Below are 15,727 nucleotides of genomic sequence, written 5' to 3'. Positions count from 1 at the left end.
TCGCCAGTGGCCTCGGAGTGCACGGCGGTGCACTCCGAGGCCGCTTCGATACAGCACCGGCGCGAACGCCGGTAGACAGGGAAGGACCCATGCGACAGGTACTGAGCCGACAAGTACTGGGCAAGGGGATGCTCACGGCGGCGGCCGCTTCCAGCCTGCTGTCGATCGCTACCGGCGCGGCCTACGCGTACCCCGGGGCGATGGCCGAAGCCGCGCACTCGCCGGGTGTGGCGTCCGGCAACAGCGTCTCGGTACCGATCACGTTCAGCCCCAACGTCTGCGGCAACAGCGTGGACGGGGGTGCGGCGCTCAACCCGGCGTTCGGCAACACCTGCGCCACGACCACCGGTTCCGACACCGACTTCGACTACGAGCGCTACCTGAGCCCCGAGCACGCCCGGGCGTTCGAGCACTACCTCGACGAGCGGCAGGGGCGCCACGCGCTGCCCCGCCCGACGCACGAGGAAGAGCGGGAGCAGGACGCCCCCCGCGGCCGGGCGCCCCGCCACGCGGCCCCGCAGCAGGAAGCCCCGCAGCACGCGGCGCCCCGGCAGGAAGCCCCTCGGCACGCGGTGCCCGAGCGGCCGGCCCCCGAACACACGGCGCCCCGGCACGACGTCCCGCCGCAGGCCCGCCCCCGGCACGAGGTCTCGCACGAGGACGGGTACGGCGGGAGCCGCGACCAGGAGGAGTGCGACGAGCACCCCCGGTCCGCGCACCCCGCCCCGCACCCGTCGCCGCCCGCGCCCGCCGAGGAGGCCCCGCACACCCTCCCGGCGCCGGTCGAGGAGGCCCCGCACACGCTTCCCGCACCGGTGGAGGAGGGTTCCGCGCCGCCGCACGGCAGCCAGGTCGTGGAGCGACCGGCCCCGGCGCCCGTACCGGAGGCGGCACGTCCCGCCGACCAGCCGCCGGCCGCCCCCGCCGGTGACGTCCCGGTCCACGTGCCCCCCGCACCCGCACCCGCACCCGCACCGGCTCCGGCACCCGCTCCCGTCGCGGCCCACCCCCAGGTCAACGCTCCGGAGCTGGCGGCCACCGGAGCCGGGCAGCCCGGGGCCGCGGCGGCGCTCGCCGCGGCGTTGGTCCTGGGCGGCGCCATTCTCTACCGGCGGTCCCGCGCCGCCTGACCGGCAATACCGGTAATCAGAAGAAATATCGGCCGGAGAATCCATTGTTCGGATTCTCCGGCCGTCGCCTTGCCCGCTCGCGCGTTTCCGTATCCGCCGGGAATCGTTAACCAGGTCGAAAGCGGCGCGACGGTCGCCGCTGGATAAGGATTTCGAAAAAATGAAGTTCACGAAGGTCGCCGCTGTCGTCGCCGGCTCCGTCGCCGCACTCGCCGCCACCGCCCCCGCGTTCGCGGCCGAGACGCCCGCCGCGCTGCCCCCCATGAGCCTGACGGGCGGGGTGACCGAGACCTTGAACGCGGTCAACCCCGTCTCCGAGGCGCTCCCCCAGACGGCGGGCAACGCCCTCGCCGAGCAGGGCGACTCCGTGGGCAAGGTGGTCGGCACCGTGCAGAGCGTCAACAAGGTCCGCAACGACGCGCCCGGCGAGGTGATGAAGCTCGCGGACGGTGCCACCCAGGCGACCCCGATGCTCGGCGGCGTCCACCTGAACGGCGGGGCCAACTGAGCAGATCGGACCGATCCGGTCCCGACATGACTGTGGGCGCCACCGGCGAAGCCGGGGCGCCCACAGTCTGTTGTGCCGACGTCAGTCGTTGACGCAGACGTTGCCGAACGCCGGGTTCAGCGCACCGATGATGTTGACGGAGTTACCGCAGACGTTGATCGGAACGTGGACCGGGACCTGGGCCAGGTTGCCCGAGAGGACACCGGGCGAACCCACGGCCGCGCCCTCGGCCGTGGCGTCGGCGGAAGCGGCGCCCGCGGCACCGGCCACAGCGAGACCAGCGGAGGCCAGGGCCACGGCGGCCTTCTTGGCAGCAGAGTTCATGGGAAGTGCACCTTCTCTTCGACGTCCTGCCCCGATCCCGGGGCTCACATCGAGCGAAACGGTTCTGGCTCCCCGACGACACGGGGACGGACGAGATCAGACCTGTTCGGCTCAATGGTCGTAACCTCGCGGCCCGTCCCGGCCGCACTCCGCCGCCCGGCGGACGGCCCTTCGTGCCCTCAGGGAAGGTCGGGCACGTCGGGGATCTCGGGGACCAGGTTGGTCGGCGGCTTGAGCGGACTCGCCGCCGGCGGCACCGCCGGGTCGGCGGGGACCGAGACGGACGGCGTCTTCTTGGGCGTCGCGACCGGCAGCGTCGGCAGCCCGGGGATGTCCGGCAGCGTAGGGAGCTTCGGCAGCTCGATCGGCGGCAGTGTCACCCCGGCCGGCAGCAGGCCCGTCAACGACTTGAGCAGGTCCTGCAGCGTCTTCAGGAGGCTCGCGAGGAGGTCGTCGACCGGACCGGCCGCCGCGGCCCGGGCCTCGACTCCCCGGATCTGCTGCTGTACGGCCGCCACTCGACGCGTCAGCGCGGCGGAACTGTCACCGCCCGCGGCGCCCGCAGGGGCTGCCGCGCCGGCGAGTATGACGGCGGCGAGGGCCGACGGGACAAGGACGCGGGTGCGGAACGGCTTCGTGCGCATGGGTCTTCCTCACAGTGGTCGCACAGAAATGGACCCCAACGATCCACTTCCTTACCCACCGTGCGAACACCTTGCACGGAGCGCAACCGGAGGGCCACGGACGGCCCCCTCCGTCCGCGTCGCGTACGGACTTCGCGCACACGTCCGGAGCGCCCTCACCCGGGCCGGGTAAACACGCTCGCCCGAACGGGCCGTTTGAGTGAAGCAGCGGAACCAACCCCTCCGGGAGGCCGTTGATCAGGGCGCTCCACTAGCGGGCACTCGTGCGACAAAAGGACCAATGATGCTCAAGAAGATCATGACTGCTGCCGCGGTCACCGCCGCCGCCATCGGCGCGGGCGCTGCTGTCGCGGCCCCGGCCATGGCCATCGGCAACGACAACGGGATCAACACCGTCAACGGCAACGGGGCCACCCAGATCTACGGCAACCAGAAGACCGAGGGCCCCATGAGCCCGCAGCTCGGCCTGGTCCAGGGCACGCTGAACAAGCCCTGCATCGCCCTGCCCGCCAAGGTCAACGTCCAGTCGCTGGTCGCCCTGGTCAACGTCGGCGTCCAGGACATCAACGTCCTGTCCAACCCGCAGAACCAGCAGTGCACCGAGAACTCCACCCAGGCCAAGGGCGACGAGCCGCTCTCGCACATCCTGGACAACATCCCGGTCCTGTCCGGCAACCTGTCCAACGGCAGCTGACCGTCGTTCCCCCGGCGGCCTGACCGGCCGTCCGGTCCGGCCCCGGCGCCCGTGGAGCGACGTGGTGAAGCGGTCGAAGCGATGCGGTGTGATGTGACGAGGGCCCCGGCAGCCTCCAGCTGCCGGGGCCCTCGCGCGTGGCCGGGCGGCCCTCAACTCGTCCAGAACTCCCACCACCGGGTGAGGATGAGCATCCCGATGATCCCCAGGTGCAGGGCGGGCGGGGCCCAGCCGAACTCGGTGAAGAACTGTCGCAGCGGGCCGGGGGCCGCGCTCGTACGGAGGTTGTGCGCGGTGACCGCCCAGAACATCAGCAGCGTCGCCGTCCAGGTCAGACAGCACCACAGGCAGAGCGCGTTGATCTCGTACAGGGACTGGACCATCAACCAGGTGCAGAAGCCGGTGCCGAAGAGCGTTCCGGCGTTCAGTCCGAGCCAGAACCAACCCCGGTAGTGGGCCCCGGCGAGCAGGCCGACGCCGACGCAGACGACGACACCGTAGGCCACCAGCCCCAGCATCGGGTTGGGGAAGCCGAAGGCGTGCGCCTGTTCGCTCTTCATGACGCTGCCGCAGGAGACCACTGGGTTGAGGCTGCACGCGGGCTTGAAGGACGGGTCTTCCAGCAGGAGGAACTTGTCGAGGGTGATCACCCACGAGGCCAGCACGCCGGCGGCGCCGGTGAGGATCAGCAACCACGCCAATACCCGTGTGGCGCGCGCGGGTTCGTCCCCGGTGCGTCTGGAGCGGTCCTGTTGGCGCGGGAGGCCCGCCGGGGCGGTGATGGTGCTGTCGGGTGCCATGCCGTTCGTTGCCATGCGGCCCATAGTCCCGCGCTCCGTCGCAGACCGGGGCCAACCGTACGTATGTGTACGCAAGTTGACCTGAAGGGGTGGCGGGAACCCCTGATACTTCCCGGACGTTTTAACGAATCCCGGACGTGATGTCAGCGCCAGGGGCTACGTTGTGCTTCCGCGAAGTGACAAGCTGCGACGGCCTGGAGACCCACCTTGAGCGATCCGTACGAGACAACCGAGGCCCACCTCGATCGACTCCTGGGCCGCGCCCTGAACTCCTTCGACCTGCCGGACGGGCTGGTCGGGCGCCTGCGCACGGCGCTCGCCCACAGCTCTTCGCTGCACACCACCCACCACAGCCCGTCCGCGGGGCTGTGGCGGGAGACCCACCGACACACCTACCTCCTGGCCGACGGCGGGGCGCGATCGCTCTGGGAACTGGTCTACCGGCGCAAGGGCGACACGGTCGTGCGCCACGAGCTGTTCGCCGGCCGGTCCGAGCTCTGCCTGGCGGTGGGCCGCCTGTTCGGTGAGGTCCCCTCCCAAGTGGCGCGGGAGCCGGCGCCGACGGGGGCGGAGCCGGAGGACGGGGAGGCCGCGTTGAGCGCCCTGTTCGCGGACCCGGCCCCGGCCCCGCACCGGGAGTACGCGGTGGAGCAGTCCGCCGACCACGCCCGTCGGGTGCTGCGGCGCGCGGAGAACGCGGACCGGCCCGGCGAGGGCGTGGCGCTGCGCCTGCGCTCCGCGTACGCGCACCAGATCACGCAGGCGTTCGGCGGTCGGCAGTGGCGGGGGGACGGGCGGGGCGTGGGGTTCACCCTGTACGAGCACGCGTTCGTGCTGGTGGACGGCAGCGAGGTGAGCCTGTGGGAAGTCGAGCACACGGCCACGCCGGACGGCCGCCACATGTGCGAGGTGTACGAGAGCGAGGCCGCGGCGCGCGAGGCGATGGAGCTGCGCGCCCGGGTCGGCTGACGTACCGGTGCGGGCGCGCGAACGGGCGCGCCCGCCCGGAGGCGGACGCGCCCGTCGACCCCGTCGCTCAGGCGACCTTCGCTGCCTCGGCGACCTCGACCCCTTCGGCACCTTCGCGCTCGGCCATCGGGACCTGCTTGCGCGGCAGCATGAACATCACCGCGAAGATCACGACCAGGACCGCCACCACCCACCACAGGGCGCTGCGGAACGCCTCGACGTACGGGGCCCCGTAGACCGTGTCGTCGTCGATCACCCCGAAGAAGACGACGGACGTCAGACCCAGGCCCAGGGCGTTGCCCATCTGGCCGGTGGTGTTGATCAGGCCGGAGGCCGAGCCGGCGTGCTCGCGCGGGACCTGGGAGAGCACGGTGTCCGTGAGCGGGGCCACGATCAGGCCCATGCCGATGCCCATCACGACGAGGGGGGCGGCCATCTGCCAGGAGGCGATCCCCATGCCGTAGTGGGCGGACTCCCAGATGTAGAGGAGCAGACCCGCGGCCATGGTCAGCGCGCCCGCCTGGAGTACCTTGCGGCCGAAGCGCGGTACGAGCTTCTGGACGGACATGCCCGCGGCCGCCGAGACGGCGATCGAGAAGGGGATGCCGGTGGTGCCGGCGCGCAGCGGGGTCCAGCCGAGACCCATCTGCATGTAGAGCGTCCAGACCAGGAAGAAGATGCCGGTCGCGATCCCGAAGGTCAGCTGGACGGCGATGCCGCCCGCGAAGCTCTTGATGGAGAAGAGGGAGAGCTCCACCAGCGGCGAGCCGTCCTTGCGGATCTTGTACTTCTCGTACGCGATGAAGCCGGCGAACAGGAGCGGCGCGGCGGCCATGCAGACGAAGCCCCACAGCGGCCAGTCGTTCTCCCGGCCGTGGGTCAGCGGGAAGATCAGCATGACGAGGGCGAGGGTGGCGAGCACGACACCGATCAGGTCGAGCCGCAGGGCCTTGGGTGCCTTGGACTCGGTGATGAACTTGGCGCCCAGGATCACGCCCGCGATGCCGACGGGCAGGTTGATCAGGAAGATCGGGCGCCATTCGAGACCGAGGAGGTTCCACTCGGTGAGCAGTGCGCCGAGCATCGGGCCCGAGACGGCGCCGAGGCCGACGATCGCGCCGAACATGCCGAAGACCTTGCCCCGCTCCTGGGGCGGGAAGGTGACGTGGATGATCGCCAGCACCTGCGGCACCATCATCGCCGCCATACCGCCCTGGAGGATGCGGGAGGCGACGAGCACGGAGGGGTTGGCGGCGATGCCGCAGAGCGCCGAGGCGGCGGTGAACCCGGCGATGCCGATGAGGAAGAGCCGCTTGCGGCCGTAGATGTCACCGAGACGGCCGCCCGTGATCAGACCGGCGGCGAAGGCGAGGGCGTACCCGGCGGTGATCCACTGGATCGCGCTGGTGGAGGCGCCGAAGTCCGCGCGCATGCTGGGTATCGCGATGTTGACGATCGTGACGTCCACCAGGTCCATGAAGGCCGCGGTCATCACGATGGCGAGCGCCAGCCAGCGGCGGCGGTCGGCGGGTGAGCTGCTGCTCGTGTCGTCGTCGAGGGTGTCGTTCCGCTCTTCTTGTACGGGCCCGTTCTCTCTTTCGGGCGATGTCTGGGCTGTCTCGGTGCTCATGGGATGAACCTAGACGCCATATAGGTCAGATGGTGTCCTATTTCCCTGGCAGCCTGTTGTCATGAACGACACTCCCGCCCGGCTGCTGACTCTGCTCTCCCTGCTCCAGACTCCGCGCGAGTGGCCGGGCAGCGAGCTGGCCGAGCGGCTGCGGGTGAGCGCCCGGACCATCCGGCGGGATATCGAGCGGCTGCGCGAGCTGGGGTACCCGGTGGAGGCCACACTGGGGTCGGAGGGCGGGTACCGGCTGGTGGCGGGCGCGGCGATGCCGCCGCTGCTGCTGGACGACGAGGAGGCGGTGGCGATCGCGGTGGGCCTGCGGGCGGGGGCCGGGCACGCCATCGAGGGGGTGGACGAGGCGTCCGTACGGGCCCTCGCGAAGCTGGAGCAGGTGCTGCCGGCGCGGCTGCGGCGGCGGGTGGGCGCGTTGCAGTCGGCCACGGTGGCGGTGACCCGCGGCGACGGGGCGAGCGTCGACCCGCGGACCCTGACGACGATGGCGGGGGCGGTGGCGGGCCCGGAGCGGCTGCGGTTCGCCTACCGGGCGCGGGACGGGGCGGAGTCCCGGCGACTGGTGGAGCCGTACCGGCTGGTGAGCGCGGGCAGCCGGTGGTACCTCGTGGCGTACGACCTGGAGCGGGACGACTGGCGCACCTTCCGGGTGGACCGGGTCGGCGATCCGTTCGCGACGGGCGCGCGCTTCACGCCGCGGGAGCTGCCCATGGACGCGGCGGAGTTCGTGCGGCGGGGGCTGCGGGGGGCGCAGACGTACGTGGTGGAGGTGACCTTCGCGGCACCGGCGGAGGCGCTGCCGGACTGGCTGCTGGGGAACGAGGTGCCGGTGGAGGGCGGCTGCCGGGTGCGGTTCGAGAGCGGGGACGCGCCGGAGTGGCTGGTGACCCGGCTCGCCCTGACGGGAGCGGAGTTCACGGTCCACGCCCCGCCGGCCCTCGCGGAGGCCGCCCGCGTCCTGGGTGCGCGGCTGACGAGGTCGAGTCCCGTCGGGGCGTGAGGCGCACGGGCCGCGACCGGGGGGCGGGGCCGCGGACGGCGGGCCCGGGCAACGGGGAGCCCCCGGCGCCTGGGGGGGATAGGCACCGGGGGCTCGTTCGGGGGGCTTCGCCTCGCCGTGGGCCGATCAGGCCACGGCGTCGAAGCCGGTGTCGCGCGCCATCCGCTTCAGTTCCAGCAGCGCGTGCTTCTCGATCTGCCGGATCCGCTCGCGGGTCAGGCCGTGCTGCTTGCCGACCTCGGTCAGCGTGCGCTCGCGCCCGTCCTCGATCCCGTACCGCATCTTGATGATGGACGCGGTGCGCTGGTCGAGCTTGCCGAGCAGGTCCTCCAGCTCCTCGCTGCGCAGCAGGGAGAGCACGGACTGCTCGGGGGAGATCGCGGAGGTGTCCTCCAGCAGGTCGCCGAACTGGGTGTCGCCCTCGTCGTCCACGGACATGTTGAGGCTGACCGGGTCACGCGCCCAGTCCAGTACGTCACCGACGCGCTTCTCCGTCGAGTCCAGCTCGGCGGCGATCTCGGCGTGCTCCGGGTCGCGCCCGTTCTCACGGTTGAACTCGCGCTGGACCCGGCGGATCCGGCCGAGTTCCTCGACCAGGTGGACGGGGAGGCGGATGGTGCGGGACTGGTCGGCGATGGAGCGGGTGATGGCCTGGCGGATCCACCACGTGGCGTACGTGGAGAACTTGAAGCCCTTGGTGTAGTCGAACTTCTCGACCGCGCGGACCAGGCCGGCGTTGCCCTCCTGGATCAGGTCGAGCAGCGGGAGGCCGCTGCGCGGGTAGCGGCGGGCGACGGCGACGACCAGGCGGAGGTTGGAGCGGATGAAGACTTCCTTGGCGCGCTCTCCCTCGGCCGCCAGGGCTTCCAGCTCCTCACGCGCGGGGGTCTCCCCGGCGGGCTCTATCGCGCCGTCGAGGATCTGCCGGGCGTAGACGCCCGCCTCGATGATTTGCGACAGCTCCACTTCCTTGGCCGCGTCGAGCAGGGGGGTGCGCGCGATCTCGTCCAGGTACATGCCGACCAGGTCGCGGTCGGCGATCTCACCGCCCGCGGCGCGGGCACTGCCCGTGGACTGACTGCGGGCGACGGCGCGGGTTGCCATGCGTGCTCCCTTGCGATGCGATGGATTTCGGTCGCGGTGCGGCTGCCGGACGCCTCGGCTGCGAGAGGTGCGGCACGGTCGACGCGTCCTTCGGACACTCTCCCGAGTGCCCGCTTCCGAAGGAAACAACGACTGGAATCGGGACAGAATTCCCACGCGGTCCCCTCTTTTTCCAGATCTTGCAGTATCCTGCGCCGCCATCCCCTTGGCGATCGAGGAGACGCGATGCCGCAAGAGCTCGAAGAGGTGCAGGTCAGACCCGGGGTCGAGGCCGACTTGGCAGCCCTGACGGAGGTCTACAACCACTACGTCCGTGAGACGCCCGTCACCTTCGACACGGTCGCCTTCACCCCGGAGCAGCGCCGCCCGTGGCTGCACTCCCACCCTGAAGACGGCCCCCACCGGCTCCTGGTTGCCTGGACTGCCGAGCGAATGGCGGGATACGCGACAAGCAGCATGTTCCGCCCGAAACCGGCGTATGCCGGTTCGGTGGAGGTCAGCGTCTACCTCGCCCCCCACGCGGTCGGCCGCGGCATCGGCGCACGGCTCTACGACGCGCTCTTCGCGGCGCTCGCCGACGAGCCGGTCCACCGGGCCTTCGCGGGCATAGCGCTGCCGAACGACGCCTCGGTCCGCCTCCACGAGCGCTTCGGCTTCCGGCACATCGGCGACTTCACGGAGGCCGGCCACAAGTTCGGCCGCTTCTGGGACGTCGGCTGGTACGAGAAGGCGCTGGCCGGCAGCGGGGCGAGCAGCGGTGGGGCGCGGGGAGCCTAGCCGAACTGGAGGGAGCGCTTGGACAGGCCCATCCAGAAGCCGTCCACGGGGGTGGAGGGGGCGGTGAGGTCACCGGACGCCTCGGCCGCGCCCAGGGTGACGAAGAGCGGCGCGAAGTGCTCGGTACGGGGGTGGGCCAGACGGCCCGCCGGCGACTTGACCTCGAAGTCGAGCAGGGCGTCCACATCGACGGCGGCCAGCGCCTCGCGGCCCCAGGCATCGAACTCCGTCGACCATCCGGGTACGCCCCCGTGCCGCAGCGCGGCGAGGTTGTGCGTGAAGAAGCCGCTGCCCACGATCAGCACGCCCTCGTCGCGCAAGGGGGCGAGGGTGCGGCCGATCTCCATGAGCCGGACCGGGTCGAGCGTGGGCATGGATATCTGGAGCACCGGGATGTCGGCCTCGGGGAACATTTCCACGAGGGGAACGTACGCGCCGTGGTCGAGTCCCCGGTCCGGGATGTCCTGGACGGGGGTGCCGGGCGCCCGGAGCAGTGCGCGTACGGAGGCGGCCGGCCCCGGGGCGCCGGGGGCGTCGTAGCGCACCCGGTAGTAGTGCTCGGGGAAGCCCCAGAAGTCGTACACGAGCGGGGTCCGCTCGGTGGCCCCGAGGGCCAGCGGGGCCTCCTCCCAGTGCGCGGAGACCATGAGGATCGCGCGCGGGCGGGGCAGGCCGGCCGACCAGGCGGCCAGTTCGCCCGGCCAGATCGGGTCGTCGGCCAGCGGCGGGGCGCCGTGGCTGAGGTACAGCGCGGGCATGCGGCCCGTCGTGGGGGTGGTGTTCGTCGGCACAGCGCGCTCCTCGTGGACGGTCGCGGGGCTCCCGTAGGTCCTCGTAGGTCGTCGTAGGTCCTCTTACGGCGTCCCCTGAAAAGACTAACCCCGCCTCGTTCAAATTTGAACGAAGCGGGGTCATCCGTCATTCCCGTACGGCGCGCGGGCCCGTCAGTGGGCGAGCACCGGGATCTTCACCTCGTCCGCCACGCCGTCGCCCGAGGCCACCGGGCCACCGGAACCGGGCCGGCCCGTGTTGATCAGAGTGAACGCGATGAAGGAGCTGGTCACCAGGATGCCGACGGCCCACCAGATGGCGGAGGAGTAGCCCTCGACCATGGCCTGCGCCTGAATCAGCTTCGCCGCCGCACCGCCCGCGGCCGCCTGCGCGGCGTGGTCGGTCAGGTACGCGGTCGTAGCCGAGGCGGCGATGGTGTTCAGCAGCGCCGTACCGATGGCGCCGCCCACCTGCTGCGAGGTGTTCACCATGGCGGAGGCGACACCGGCGTCGGCGGGGTTCACCCCGTGCGTGGCCAGGGACATCGCCGGCATGAACGCCGAGCCCATGCCGAGGCCGAGCAGCACCTGCGCCGGGAGGATCAGCGCCGGGTAGGAGGAGCCGACCTCCAACTGGGTCAGCAGCAGCATGCCGGTGGCCGCGAGCAGGAAGCCGGGGCCCATCAGGAACCGCGGCGGGACGCGGGTCATCAGGCGGGCGCCGATCTGGGTGGAGCCCGTGATCATGCCCGCGATCATCGGCAGGAAGGCGAAACCGGTCTTGACGGGCGAGAAGCCCTTGACGACCTGGAGGTAGTAGGTGAGGAAGAGGAACAGGCCGAACATCGCGATGACGGCCAGACCGAGGGAGAGGTAGACACCGCCGCGGTTGCGGTCCAGTACGACGCGCATCGGCAGCAGCGGGGACTTCACCACGCGCTCGGTGCGGACGAAGGCGCCGAGCAGCACCGCGGAGGAGACGAACATGGTCACGGTGAGCGCGTCCGACCAGCCGGCGGACTCGGCGCGCGTGAATCCGTAGACCAGGGCGATGAGGCCCAGGGTCGACAGGATCACGCCGGGGACGTCCAGCCGGGCGCGGTTGCGGCCGCCGGCGGGTTCGCGGATGACGAGCCAGGCACCCGCGGCCGCGATGATCGCGAACGGGATGTTGACGAAGAACGTCCAGCGCCAGTTGAGGTACTCGGTGAGGAAGCCGCCGAGGATCAGGCCGACGGCGCCGCCGCCGCCCGCGATCGCGCCGTAGATGCCGAACGCCTTCGCCCGCTCCTTGGCGTCGGTGAACATGACGGCCAGCAGGGACAGGGCGGCGGGCGCCAGCAGCGCGCCGAAGGCGCCTTGGAGGGCGCGGGCGCCGAGCATCATGGCCTCACCGCCGGCGGCGCCGCCGAGCGCGGAGGCCAGGGCGAAGCCGGTGAGGCCGGTGATGAAGGTCTTCTTGCGGCCCCACTTGTCGGCGATGCGACCACCGAAGAGGAGGAGCCCGCCGAAGGCCAGCGCGTAAGCGGTGATGACCCATTGGCGGTTGCCGTCCGAGATGCCGAGGTCGGTCTGCGCGGACGGGAGGGCGATGTTCACGATGGTCGCGTCGAGGACGACCATGAGCTGCGCCAGGGCTATGAAGACGAGGGCCTTCCAGCGGCTGGGATCCGCAGCCGACGGTGGTGTCGCGGCTGTTTTCGACATGGGGGTACCCACTTCACTGTACGGAACGACGGAATGTCGGAATGGCGGAAGATCGGAATGGCGGAACGGTTACCGAAGGTCGGGAGGGAGTGGTCGCCGGGGCGTCACATGGCGGCCCGCCTCAGGTCTTCCAGGGTGGTCGCGGCGCCCGGCAGCTCGGATCGGGCCGGGGCCCGCAGCCCGTCGAGGAACACCTGGAGATGACGGTGGACGAAGCGGTCCGCGTCCGGGCAGCCGGTGCCCGGCAGGGGGCGGCCGAGTTGGGAGAGGGCCACCATCAGGTCGCCCGCGCCGATGTCGGTGCGGACGAGCCCGCGGTCCTGACCGGTGGCCAGCAGGTTCTCGATGGCTTCCGCCAACGCTCCGCGGGCCGCGATGAGTTCCGGGTGGTCGTGGTCGAAGTCGGCGGAGAGCACGGGGCACAGGGCGCCGAACCGCTCGTCCGCCGCCGCGTGCGTGAACCGGCACAGCGCGGCGAAGGCGTCGGGCTCCTGGGCGAGGGACTCCTCGGCATGGAGGACGACCCGGTCCATGACGTACAGGACGACGTGGTGGACCAGTGCGGCCCGGTCGGGGAAGTGCCGGTAGAGCGTGGCGTTGCCGACGCCCGCCCTGCGGGCGACCTCGTCGAAGGGGGCGGCCGAGCCGAACTCGACGAAGAGCTCGCGGGCGGCGGCCAGGATGCGCTCCCGGTTGCGGACGGCGTCGGCGCGCGGGCGCGGCAGCCGACCGGAGCCGGTGGTGGTGCCGGTGGTGCCGCAGGCGGGCCGAGTGGGGCTCGGCGCCGCCGGGTCCGTGAGGTCCACCGACGCCCGGAGGGCGGTCGGGGCCGCCGCGGCGGTGGTGGAGCGCTTCATTCCGGTGCCTCCTCGGCGCAGGACTCGTAGAAACGGGGATCGAAGCGTGGGTCGAAACGGGGACGTCGTCCCCGTTTGGCGGGGCCTCTGTGCAAACGGGGATCGACTCCCCGGTTATTTCACCCGCGCGTGTGACCTGGCCCACACCGCCCACGGACTCGTGCTCCCATTTGGCCGATCTCGACGCGCGGGCGCGCCGCAACCGTCGGAGGGTGAGCGCACAGAGCAGACCGGGCCCGGCCGGCTGCCGCGGCCCGAAGGCGATCTCCATGACGCAGACCCGCCACCGGATACGCAGTCCACGCCGCACCTGCGCGTATGTCGGCATCGCCGTGCTGGCCATCGGGGTCTCGGCGACCGCCAGTACCGGGATATCCAGCCCCACCCACTCGACCGCCGGCCCCGTGGCCACGAGCGTCGATTCCGTGCTCGCGCCCTGCCGGATCGCGAGCACGATGGGCGTACAGATGTCCGAGGGGATTCCGACGCCACCCGGATACTCTCGGTCGACCGGCGAGGTCAGGGCCCTGAACCTCATGATCGACTTCCCCGACGCCAAGGGCGAGGGCTCGGCGATGGACCGCCTCGCGGAGTTCTTCCCCCAGACCTCGGACTGGTTCCGGACCAGCTCGTACGGCCGGCTCACCTACCGGGCCGAGGCCCCGATCCGAAACTGGCTGAGGATGCCGATGCCGTTCGCGGCGTACGGGATCGGGCGCGGGTCCGCGTACGAACCCGGCTACCGGCAGCTCGTCGAGCACATCGCGCAGGCCGCCGACTCCGAGGTGGACTTCAGCCGCTACGACCTGATCAACGTCCTGGTCACCCCGAACGCGGGGCCGTCGGCCCTGGACACCGTCCTGTCGGTGACGTTCTCCGGCAACGGCGAGGCGCCGATGGCCGACGGGGTCCCGCTCGCCAACACGTCCTTCGTCTTCAGCCGGCAGGACGACGGCTCGGGCTCCTACCGCGAGACCGGTTACCGGGTGCTCCCCCACGAGAACGGCCACGTCTTCGGCCTGCCGGACCTCTACACCGCAGACGGGGGCGGCGCGGTCGGGCACTGGGACATCATGAGCGAGGACTGGGGCTCCAACAACGACCTGCTGGGCTGGCACAAGTGGAAGCTGGGCTGGCTGGACAGCGACCAGATCGGCTGCGCGTCGAAGCCCGGGGTCACGGATCAGGTACTGACACCGCTGGCGGTGGAGGGCGGCATGAAGCTGGGCTTCGTACCGCTCACGGAGAACAGCGGGTACGCGGTGGAGGTGCGGACCCGGGCGGGGAACGACGAGGCCGTGTGCAAGCCGGGCGTACTGATCTACAAGGTCGACTCGCAGGTGGACACCGGGCGCGGCCCGGTGACGGTCTCCGACAGCGCGAGCGGCAGCGGGGGCTGCACGCGGAGCCCGAACGTCCACTCGGAGCTGTCGGACGCGCCGTACCGGCCGGGCGAGACCTTCACCGATGGCAAGGCCGGCGTCACCATCGCGGTGGTGGGCGAACTCCGCAACGGCAGCTTCCAGGTCCGCGTCACCCGCCGATAGCCCGTGTTGCGGCGGCGAACCGGCCGTCCAATGCGCGCAGGGCCCGGTCGAGCGGCTCGGCTGCGACGGCCGGCAGTCGGGCACCGATGGCCGCGAGCGCGTCGCGGGACTCCAGTCGCTCTCGGTAGAGGTCCGCCGGATACCCCCCCCAGGGCGCCCATCCGGATTCGAGTTGCCGGACGACCCGCTCCCATACGGTCAGGTCCCCCTCGACGACCCGGACGGGGCTTCCGGGGCCGTCGTCGAGGGCCGGCCGCGCCCCGCCCGAGGCGGCTCGCCGCGTCCGATCCACCGATGCCGCGAACGCGTCGGTCACGGGGGTGCCCGGCCTTTGCTCCCGCACGATCTCGGCGAACCTCGGGGCCCCTTGTCGATCGCTCTGCCGGAGGGGCTGTCCGTCGGTTCGGCCGCCCCTCTCGCGCCAGGTTGTGAGCGGGCCGCGAATCGGTCGTCCAAGGGGGCGGCCGGGACGAAGTTCCGGTTCCGAGCGGAATAAGCGGTGTTCGCGTTCCACGCCCCAACCACCCACCAACACGGCCGAATTCCGTTTCGCCTCTTGGCCGAGAAGCGTCGGGTCTGGAGTATCGACCAGGGACGCCATCCGGCGCCGATCCGTTCTTGTAGAAATCCACGAAGTGCCGGTCTCGGCCCGCAGCCATCTTCATGTCTTCCACCCCTAGCTGACTCCACTCCACCGACTGTGTACTCATCCTCAAGTGACAAACGCAGCAAGGGATTTCCGTCGCACGACAAGGAGTTCTCATGGCGAACAAGCAGAAGCGCACGATGCACCACTCGACGATCGTCGACGCCGATCCGGACACCGTCTGGTCCGTCGTCCGCGACCCCATGCAGCTCGTGCGGATCGTGTCCGGGGACGCCGTGAAGAACGTGGGTTGGGCCGAAGGCGGATCGGTCGAACGGGTGCCTTCGCGTTACGACTTCACGCTCGTTTTCAATGACGGTCTGGTCCAGCAGGAGATCGCCGGGCGCAACGAGGTGAAGCGGGCCTCCACCTACCGCGCCACCGCTCCGACCATGGGCATCCACAGCTACGCGGCCACCATCCGCATCCGCCCGATCACCAATGACCCGAACCGCAGCTTCTTCGAGTGGACGCGCGAGTTGGGGATTTCCGACGATGCCGAGACCGAAGTCGTCGACGCGGTCATCGCCATGATGGAAAAGCAGACCGATTCCGTGCGGGACCACTTCGCGGCGTCGAAGTAACAGCCGCCGCACCACCCGGGCCGG

17 protein-coding genes are annotated in these 15,727 nt (G+C 71.1%); 8 read left to right on the top strand and 9 right to left on the bottom strand.

What is annotated here, in order from left to right; all coding sequences use genetic code 11:
* The first annotated feature begins 89 nt into the window (after positions 1-89).
* Together ABZ934_RS16450 and ABZ934_RS16445 are read left to right on the top strand one after the other, a co-directional pair.
* Positions 90-1,130, top strand: a complete 1,041-nt coding sequence (locus tag ABZ934_RS16450) for a chaplin (RefSeq protein WP_361313119.1) — start codon at positions 90-92, stop codon at positions 1,128-1,130.
* Between the two features lie 160 nt (positions 1,131-1,290).
* Positions 1,291-1,638 carry a hypothetical protein gene (locus tag ABZ934_RS16445; protein ID WP_361313117.1) on the top strand — a complete coding sequence of 116 codons (348 nt, stop codon included), beginning with the start codon at positions 1,291-1,293 and terminating at the stop codon, positions 1,636-1,638.
* Positions 1,639-1,719: 81 nt separating this feature from the next.
* Here the strand turns inward: ABZ934_RS16445 and ABZ934_RS16440 are convergent, their stop codons facing one another.
* Complete coding sequence (locus ABZ934_RS16440) at positions 1,720-1,962, bottom strand: chaplin (protein ID WP_361313115.1); 243 nt, start codon at positions 1,960-1,962, stop codon at positions 1,720-1,722.
* Positions 1,963-2,141: 179 nt separating this feature from the next.
* Positions 2,142-2,606: a hypothetical protein gene (locus tag ABZ934_RS16435; RefSeq protein ID WP_361313113.1), complete on the bottom strand. Its 465-nt coding sequence runs from the start codon at positions 2,604-2,606 to the stop codon at positions 2,142-2,144.
* 283 nt (positions 2,607-2,889) lie between these two features.
* On the opposite strand from ABZ934_RS16435, the gene ABZ934_RS16430 reads away from it, so the two are divergent.
* On the top strand, positions 2,890-3,300 hold the full coding sequence (locus ABZ934_RS16430; RefSeq protein WP_361313328.1) for a rodlin: 411 nt from the start codon (positions 2,890-2,892) through the stop codon (positions 3,298-3,300).
* Positions 3,301-3,452: 152 nt separating this feature from the next.
* Here ABZ934_RS16430 and ABZ934_RS16425 read toward each other — a convergent pair whose 3' ends face one another.
* Positions 3,453-4,115: a vitamin K epoxide reductase family protein gene (locus ABZ934_RS16425; RefSeq protein WP_361313112.1), complete on the bottom strand. Its 663-nt coding sequence runs from the start codon at positions 4,113-4,115 to the stop codon at positions 3,453-3,455.
* Positions 4,116-4,307: 192 nt separating this feature from the next.
* On the opposite strand from ABZ934_RS16425, the gene ABZ934_RS16420 reads away from it, so the two are divergent.
* Positions 4,308-5,069 (top strand): DUF6227 family protein, encoded by a 762-nt coding sequence (locus tag ABZ934_RS16420; RefSeq protein WP_361313110.1) that lies wholly within the window; start codon positions 4,308-4,310, stop codon positions 5,067-5,069.
* A 67-nt stretch (positions 5,070-5,136) separates the two neighbouring features.
* Here the strand turns inward: ABZ934_RS16420 and ABZ934_RS16415 are convergent, their stop codons facing one another.
* Complete coding sequence (locus tag ABZ934_RS16415) at positions 5,137-6,699, bottom strand: MFS transporter (protein WP_361313109.1); 1,563 nt, start codon at positions 6,697-6,699, stop codon at positions 5,137-5,139.
* Positions 6,700-6,760: 61 nt separating this feature from the next.
* Here ABZ934_RS16415 and ABZ934_RS16410 point away from each other — a divergent pair, with 61 nt between their 5' ends.
* Positions 6,761-7,711, top strand: a complete 951-nt coding sequence (locus ABZ934_RS16410; protein ID WP_361313107.1) for a YafY family protein — start codon at positions 6,761-6,763, stop codon at positions 7,709-7,711.
* A gap of 126 nt (positions 7,712-7,837) precedes the next feature.
* On the opposite strand, the gene ABZ934_RS16405 is transcribed toward ABZ934_RS16410, so the two are convergent.
* Positions 7,838-8,815, bottom strand: a complete 978-nt coding sequence (locus ABZ934_RS16405) for a sigma-70 family RNA polymerase sigma factor (protein ID WP_361313105.1) — start codon at positions 8,813-8,815, stop codon at positions 7,838-7,840.
* A 225-nt stretch (positions 8,816-9,040) separates the two neighbouring features.
* On the opposite strand from ABZ934_RS16405, the gene ABZ934_RS16400 reads away from it, so the two are divergent.
* Positions 9,041-9,592 carry an N-acetyltransferase family protein gene (locus ABZ934_RS16400; RefSeq protein WP_361313104.1) on the top strand — a complete coding sequence of 184 codons (552 nt, stop codon included), beginning with the start codon at positions 9,041-9,043 and terminating at the stop codon, positions 9,590-9,592.
* Here ABZ934_RS16400 and ABZ934_RS16395 read toward each other — a convergent pair.
* The 3 genes from ABZ934_RS16395 to ABZ934_RS16385 all read right to left on the bottom strand — a co-directional run bounded on the left by ABZ934_RS16395 (position 9,589) and on the right by ABZ934_RS16385 (position 12,926).
* A complete protein-coding gene (locus ABZ934_RS16395; RefSeq protein WP_361313325.1) occupies positions 9,589-10,350 on the bottom strand; it encodes a class III extradiol ring-cleavage dioxygenase in 762 nt (253 codons plus the stop codon). The genes ABZ934_RS16400 and ABZ934_RS16395 overlap by 4 nt on opposite strands.
* Positions 10,351-10,536: 186 nt before the next feature.
* Positions 10,537-12,069, bottom strand: coding sequence for an MFS transporter (locus tag ABZ934_RS16390; RefSeq protein ID WP_361313102.1), 1,533 nt, complete (start codon positions 12,067-12,069; stop codon positions 10,537-10,539).
* Between the two features lie 104 nt (positions 12,070-12,173).
* Entirely contained in the window at positions 12,174-12,926 is a 753-nt protein-coding gene (locus tag ABZ934_RS16385) for a TetR/AcrR family transcriptional regulator (protein WP_361313100.1), read from the bottom strand.
* Positions 12,927-13,195: 269 nt separating this feature from the next.
* Between ABZ934_RS16385 and ABZ934_RS16380 the strand changes: the two genes are divergently transcribed.
* Positions 13,196-14,473, top strand: coding sequence for a M6 family metalloprotease domain-containing protein (locus ABZ934_RS16380; protein WP_361313099.1), 1,278 nt, complete (start codon positions 13,196-13,198; stop codon positions 14,471-14,473).
* Here the strand turns inward: ABZ934_RS16380 and ABZ934_RS16375 are convergent.
* A complete protein-coding gene (locus ABZ934_RS16375; RefSeq protein ID WP_361313098.1) occupies positions 14,460-14,789 on the bottom strand; it encodes a hypothetical protein in 330 nt (109 codons plus the stop codon). The genes ABZ934_RS16380 and ABZ934_RS16375 overlap by 14 nt on opposite strands.
* Before the next feature lie 446 nt (positions 14,790-15,235).
* On the opposite strand from ABZ934_RS16375, the gene ABZ934_RS16370 reads away from it, so the two are divergent.
* Positions 15,236-15,703, top strand: coding sequence for an SRPBCC family protein (locus tag ABZ934_RS16370; protein WP_361313096.1), 468 nt, complete (start codon positions 15,236-15,238; stop codon positions 15,701-15,703).
* Positions 15,704-15,727: the final 24 nt, after the last annotated feature.

The organism is Streptomyces sp. NPDC046557 (assembly GCF_040645975.1).
Classification (GTDB): domain Bacteria; phylum Actinomycetota; class Actinomycetes; order Streptomycetales; family Streptomycetaceae; genus Streptomyces.
The sequence above is the reverse complement of the archived record's forward strand: the minus strand, read 5'-3'. Positions and strand labels throughout refer to the sequence as shown.

What these genes read in the sequence shown, in the direction of transcription:
- ABZ934_RS16450 (WP_361313119.1), top strand. Translation starts at nt 90, where the DNA reads ATGCGACAGGTACTGAGCCGACAAGTACTGGGCAAGGGGATGCTCACG.
- ABZ934_RS16445 (WP_361313117.1), top strand. Translation starts at nt 1,291, where the DNA reads ATGAAGTTCACGAAGGTCGCCGCTGTCGTCGCCGGCTCCGTCGCCGCA.
- ABZ934_RS16440 (WP_361313115.1), bottom strand. Translation starts at nt 1,962, where the DNA reads ATGAACTCTGCTGCCAAGAAGGCCGCCGTGGCCCTGGCCTCCGCTGGT.
- ABZ934_RS16435 (WP_361313113.1), bottom strand. Translation starts at nt 2,606, where the DNA reads ATGCGCACGAAGCCGTTCCGCACCCGCGTCCTTGTCCCGTCGGCCCTC.
- ABZ934_RS16430 (WP_361313328.1), top strand. Translation starts at nt 2,890, where the DNA reads ATGCTCAAGAAGATCATGACTGCTGCCGCGGTCACCGCCGCCGCCATC.
- ABZ934_RS16425 (WP_361313112.1), bottom strand. Translation starts at nt 4,115, where the DNA reads ATGGCAACGAACGGCATGGCACCCGACAGCACCATCACCGCCCCGGCG.
- ABZ934_RS16415 (WP_361313109.1), bottom strand. Translation starts at nt 6,699, where the DNA reads ATGAGCACCGAGACAGCCCAGACATCGCCCGAAAGAGAGAACGGGCCC.
- ABZ934_RS16410 (WP_361313107.1), top strand. Translation starts at nt 6,761, where the DNA reads ATGAACGACACTCCCGCCCGGCTGCTGACTCTGCTCTCCCTGCTCCAG.
- ABZ934_RS16405 (WP_361313105.1), bottom strand. Translation starts at nt 8,815, where the DNA reads ATGGCAACCCGCGCCGTCGCCCGCAGTCAGTCCACGGGCAGTGCCCGC.
- ABZ934_RS16400 (WP_361313104.1), top strand. Translation starts at nt 9,041, where the DNA reads ATGCCGCAAGAGCTCGAAGAGGTGCAGGTCAGACCCGGGGTCGAGGCC.
- ABZ934_RS16395 (WP_361313325.1), bottom strand. Translation starts at nt 10,350, where the DNA reads ATGCCCGCGCTGTACCTCAGCCACGGCGCCCCGCCGCTGGCCGACGAC.
- ABZ934_RS16390 (WP_361313102.1), bottom strand. Translation starts at nt 12,069, where the DNA reads ATGTCGAAAACAGCCGCGACACCACCGTCGGCTGCGGATCCCAGCCGC.
- ABZ934_RS16385 (WP_361313100.1), bottom strand. Translation starts at nt 12,926, where the DNA reads ATGAAGCGCTCCACCACCGCCGCGGCGGCCCCGACCGCCCTCCGGGCG.
- ABZ934_RS16380 (WP_361313099.1), top strand. Translation starts at nt 13,196, where the DNA reads ATGACGCAGACCCGCCACCGGATACGCAGTCCACGCCGCACCTGCGCG.
- ABZ934_RS16370 (WP_361313096.1), top strand. Translation starts at nt 15,236, where the DNA reads ATGGCGAACAAGCAGAAGCGCACGATGCACCACTCGACGATCGTCGAC.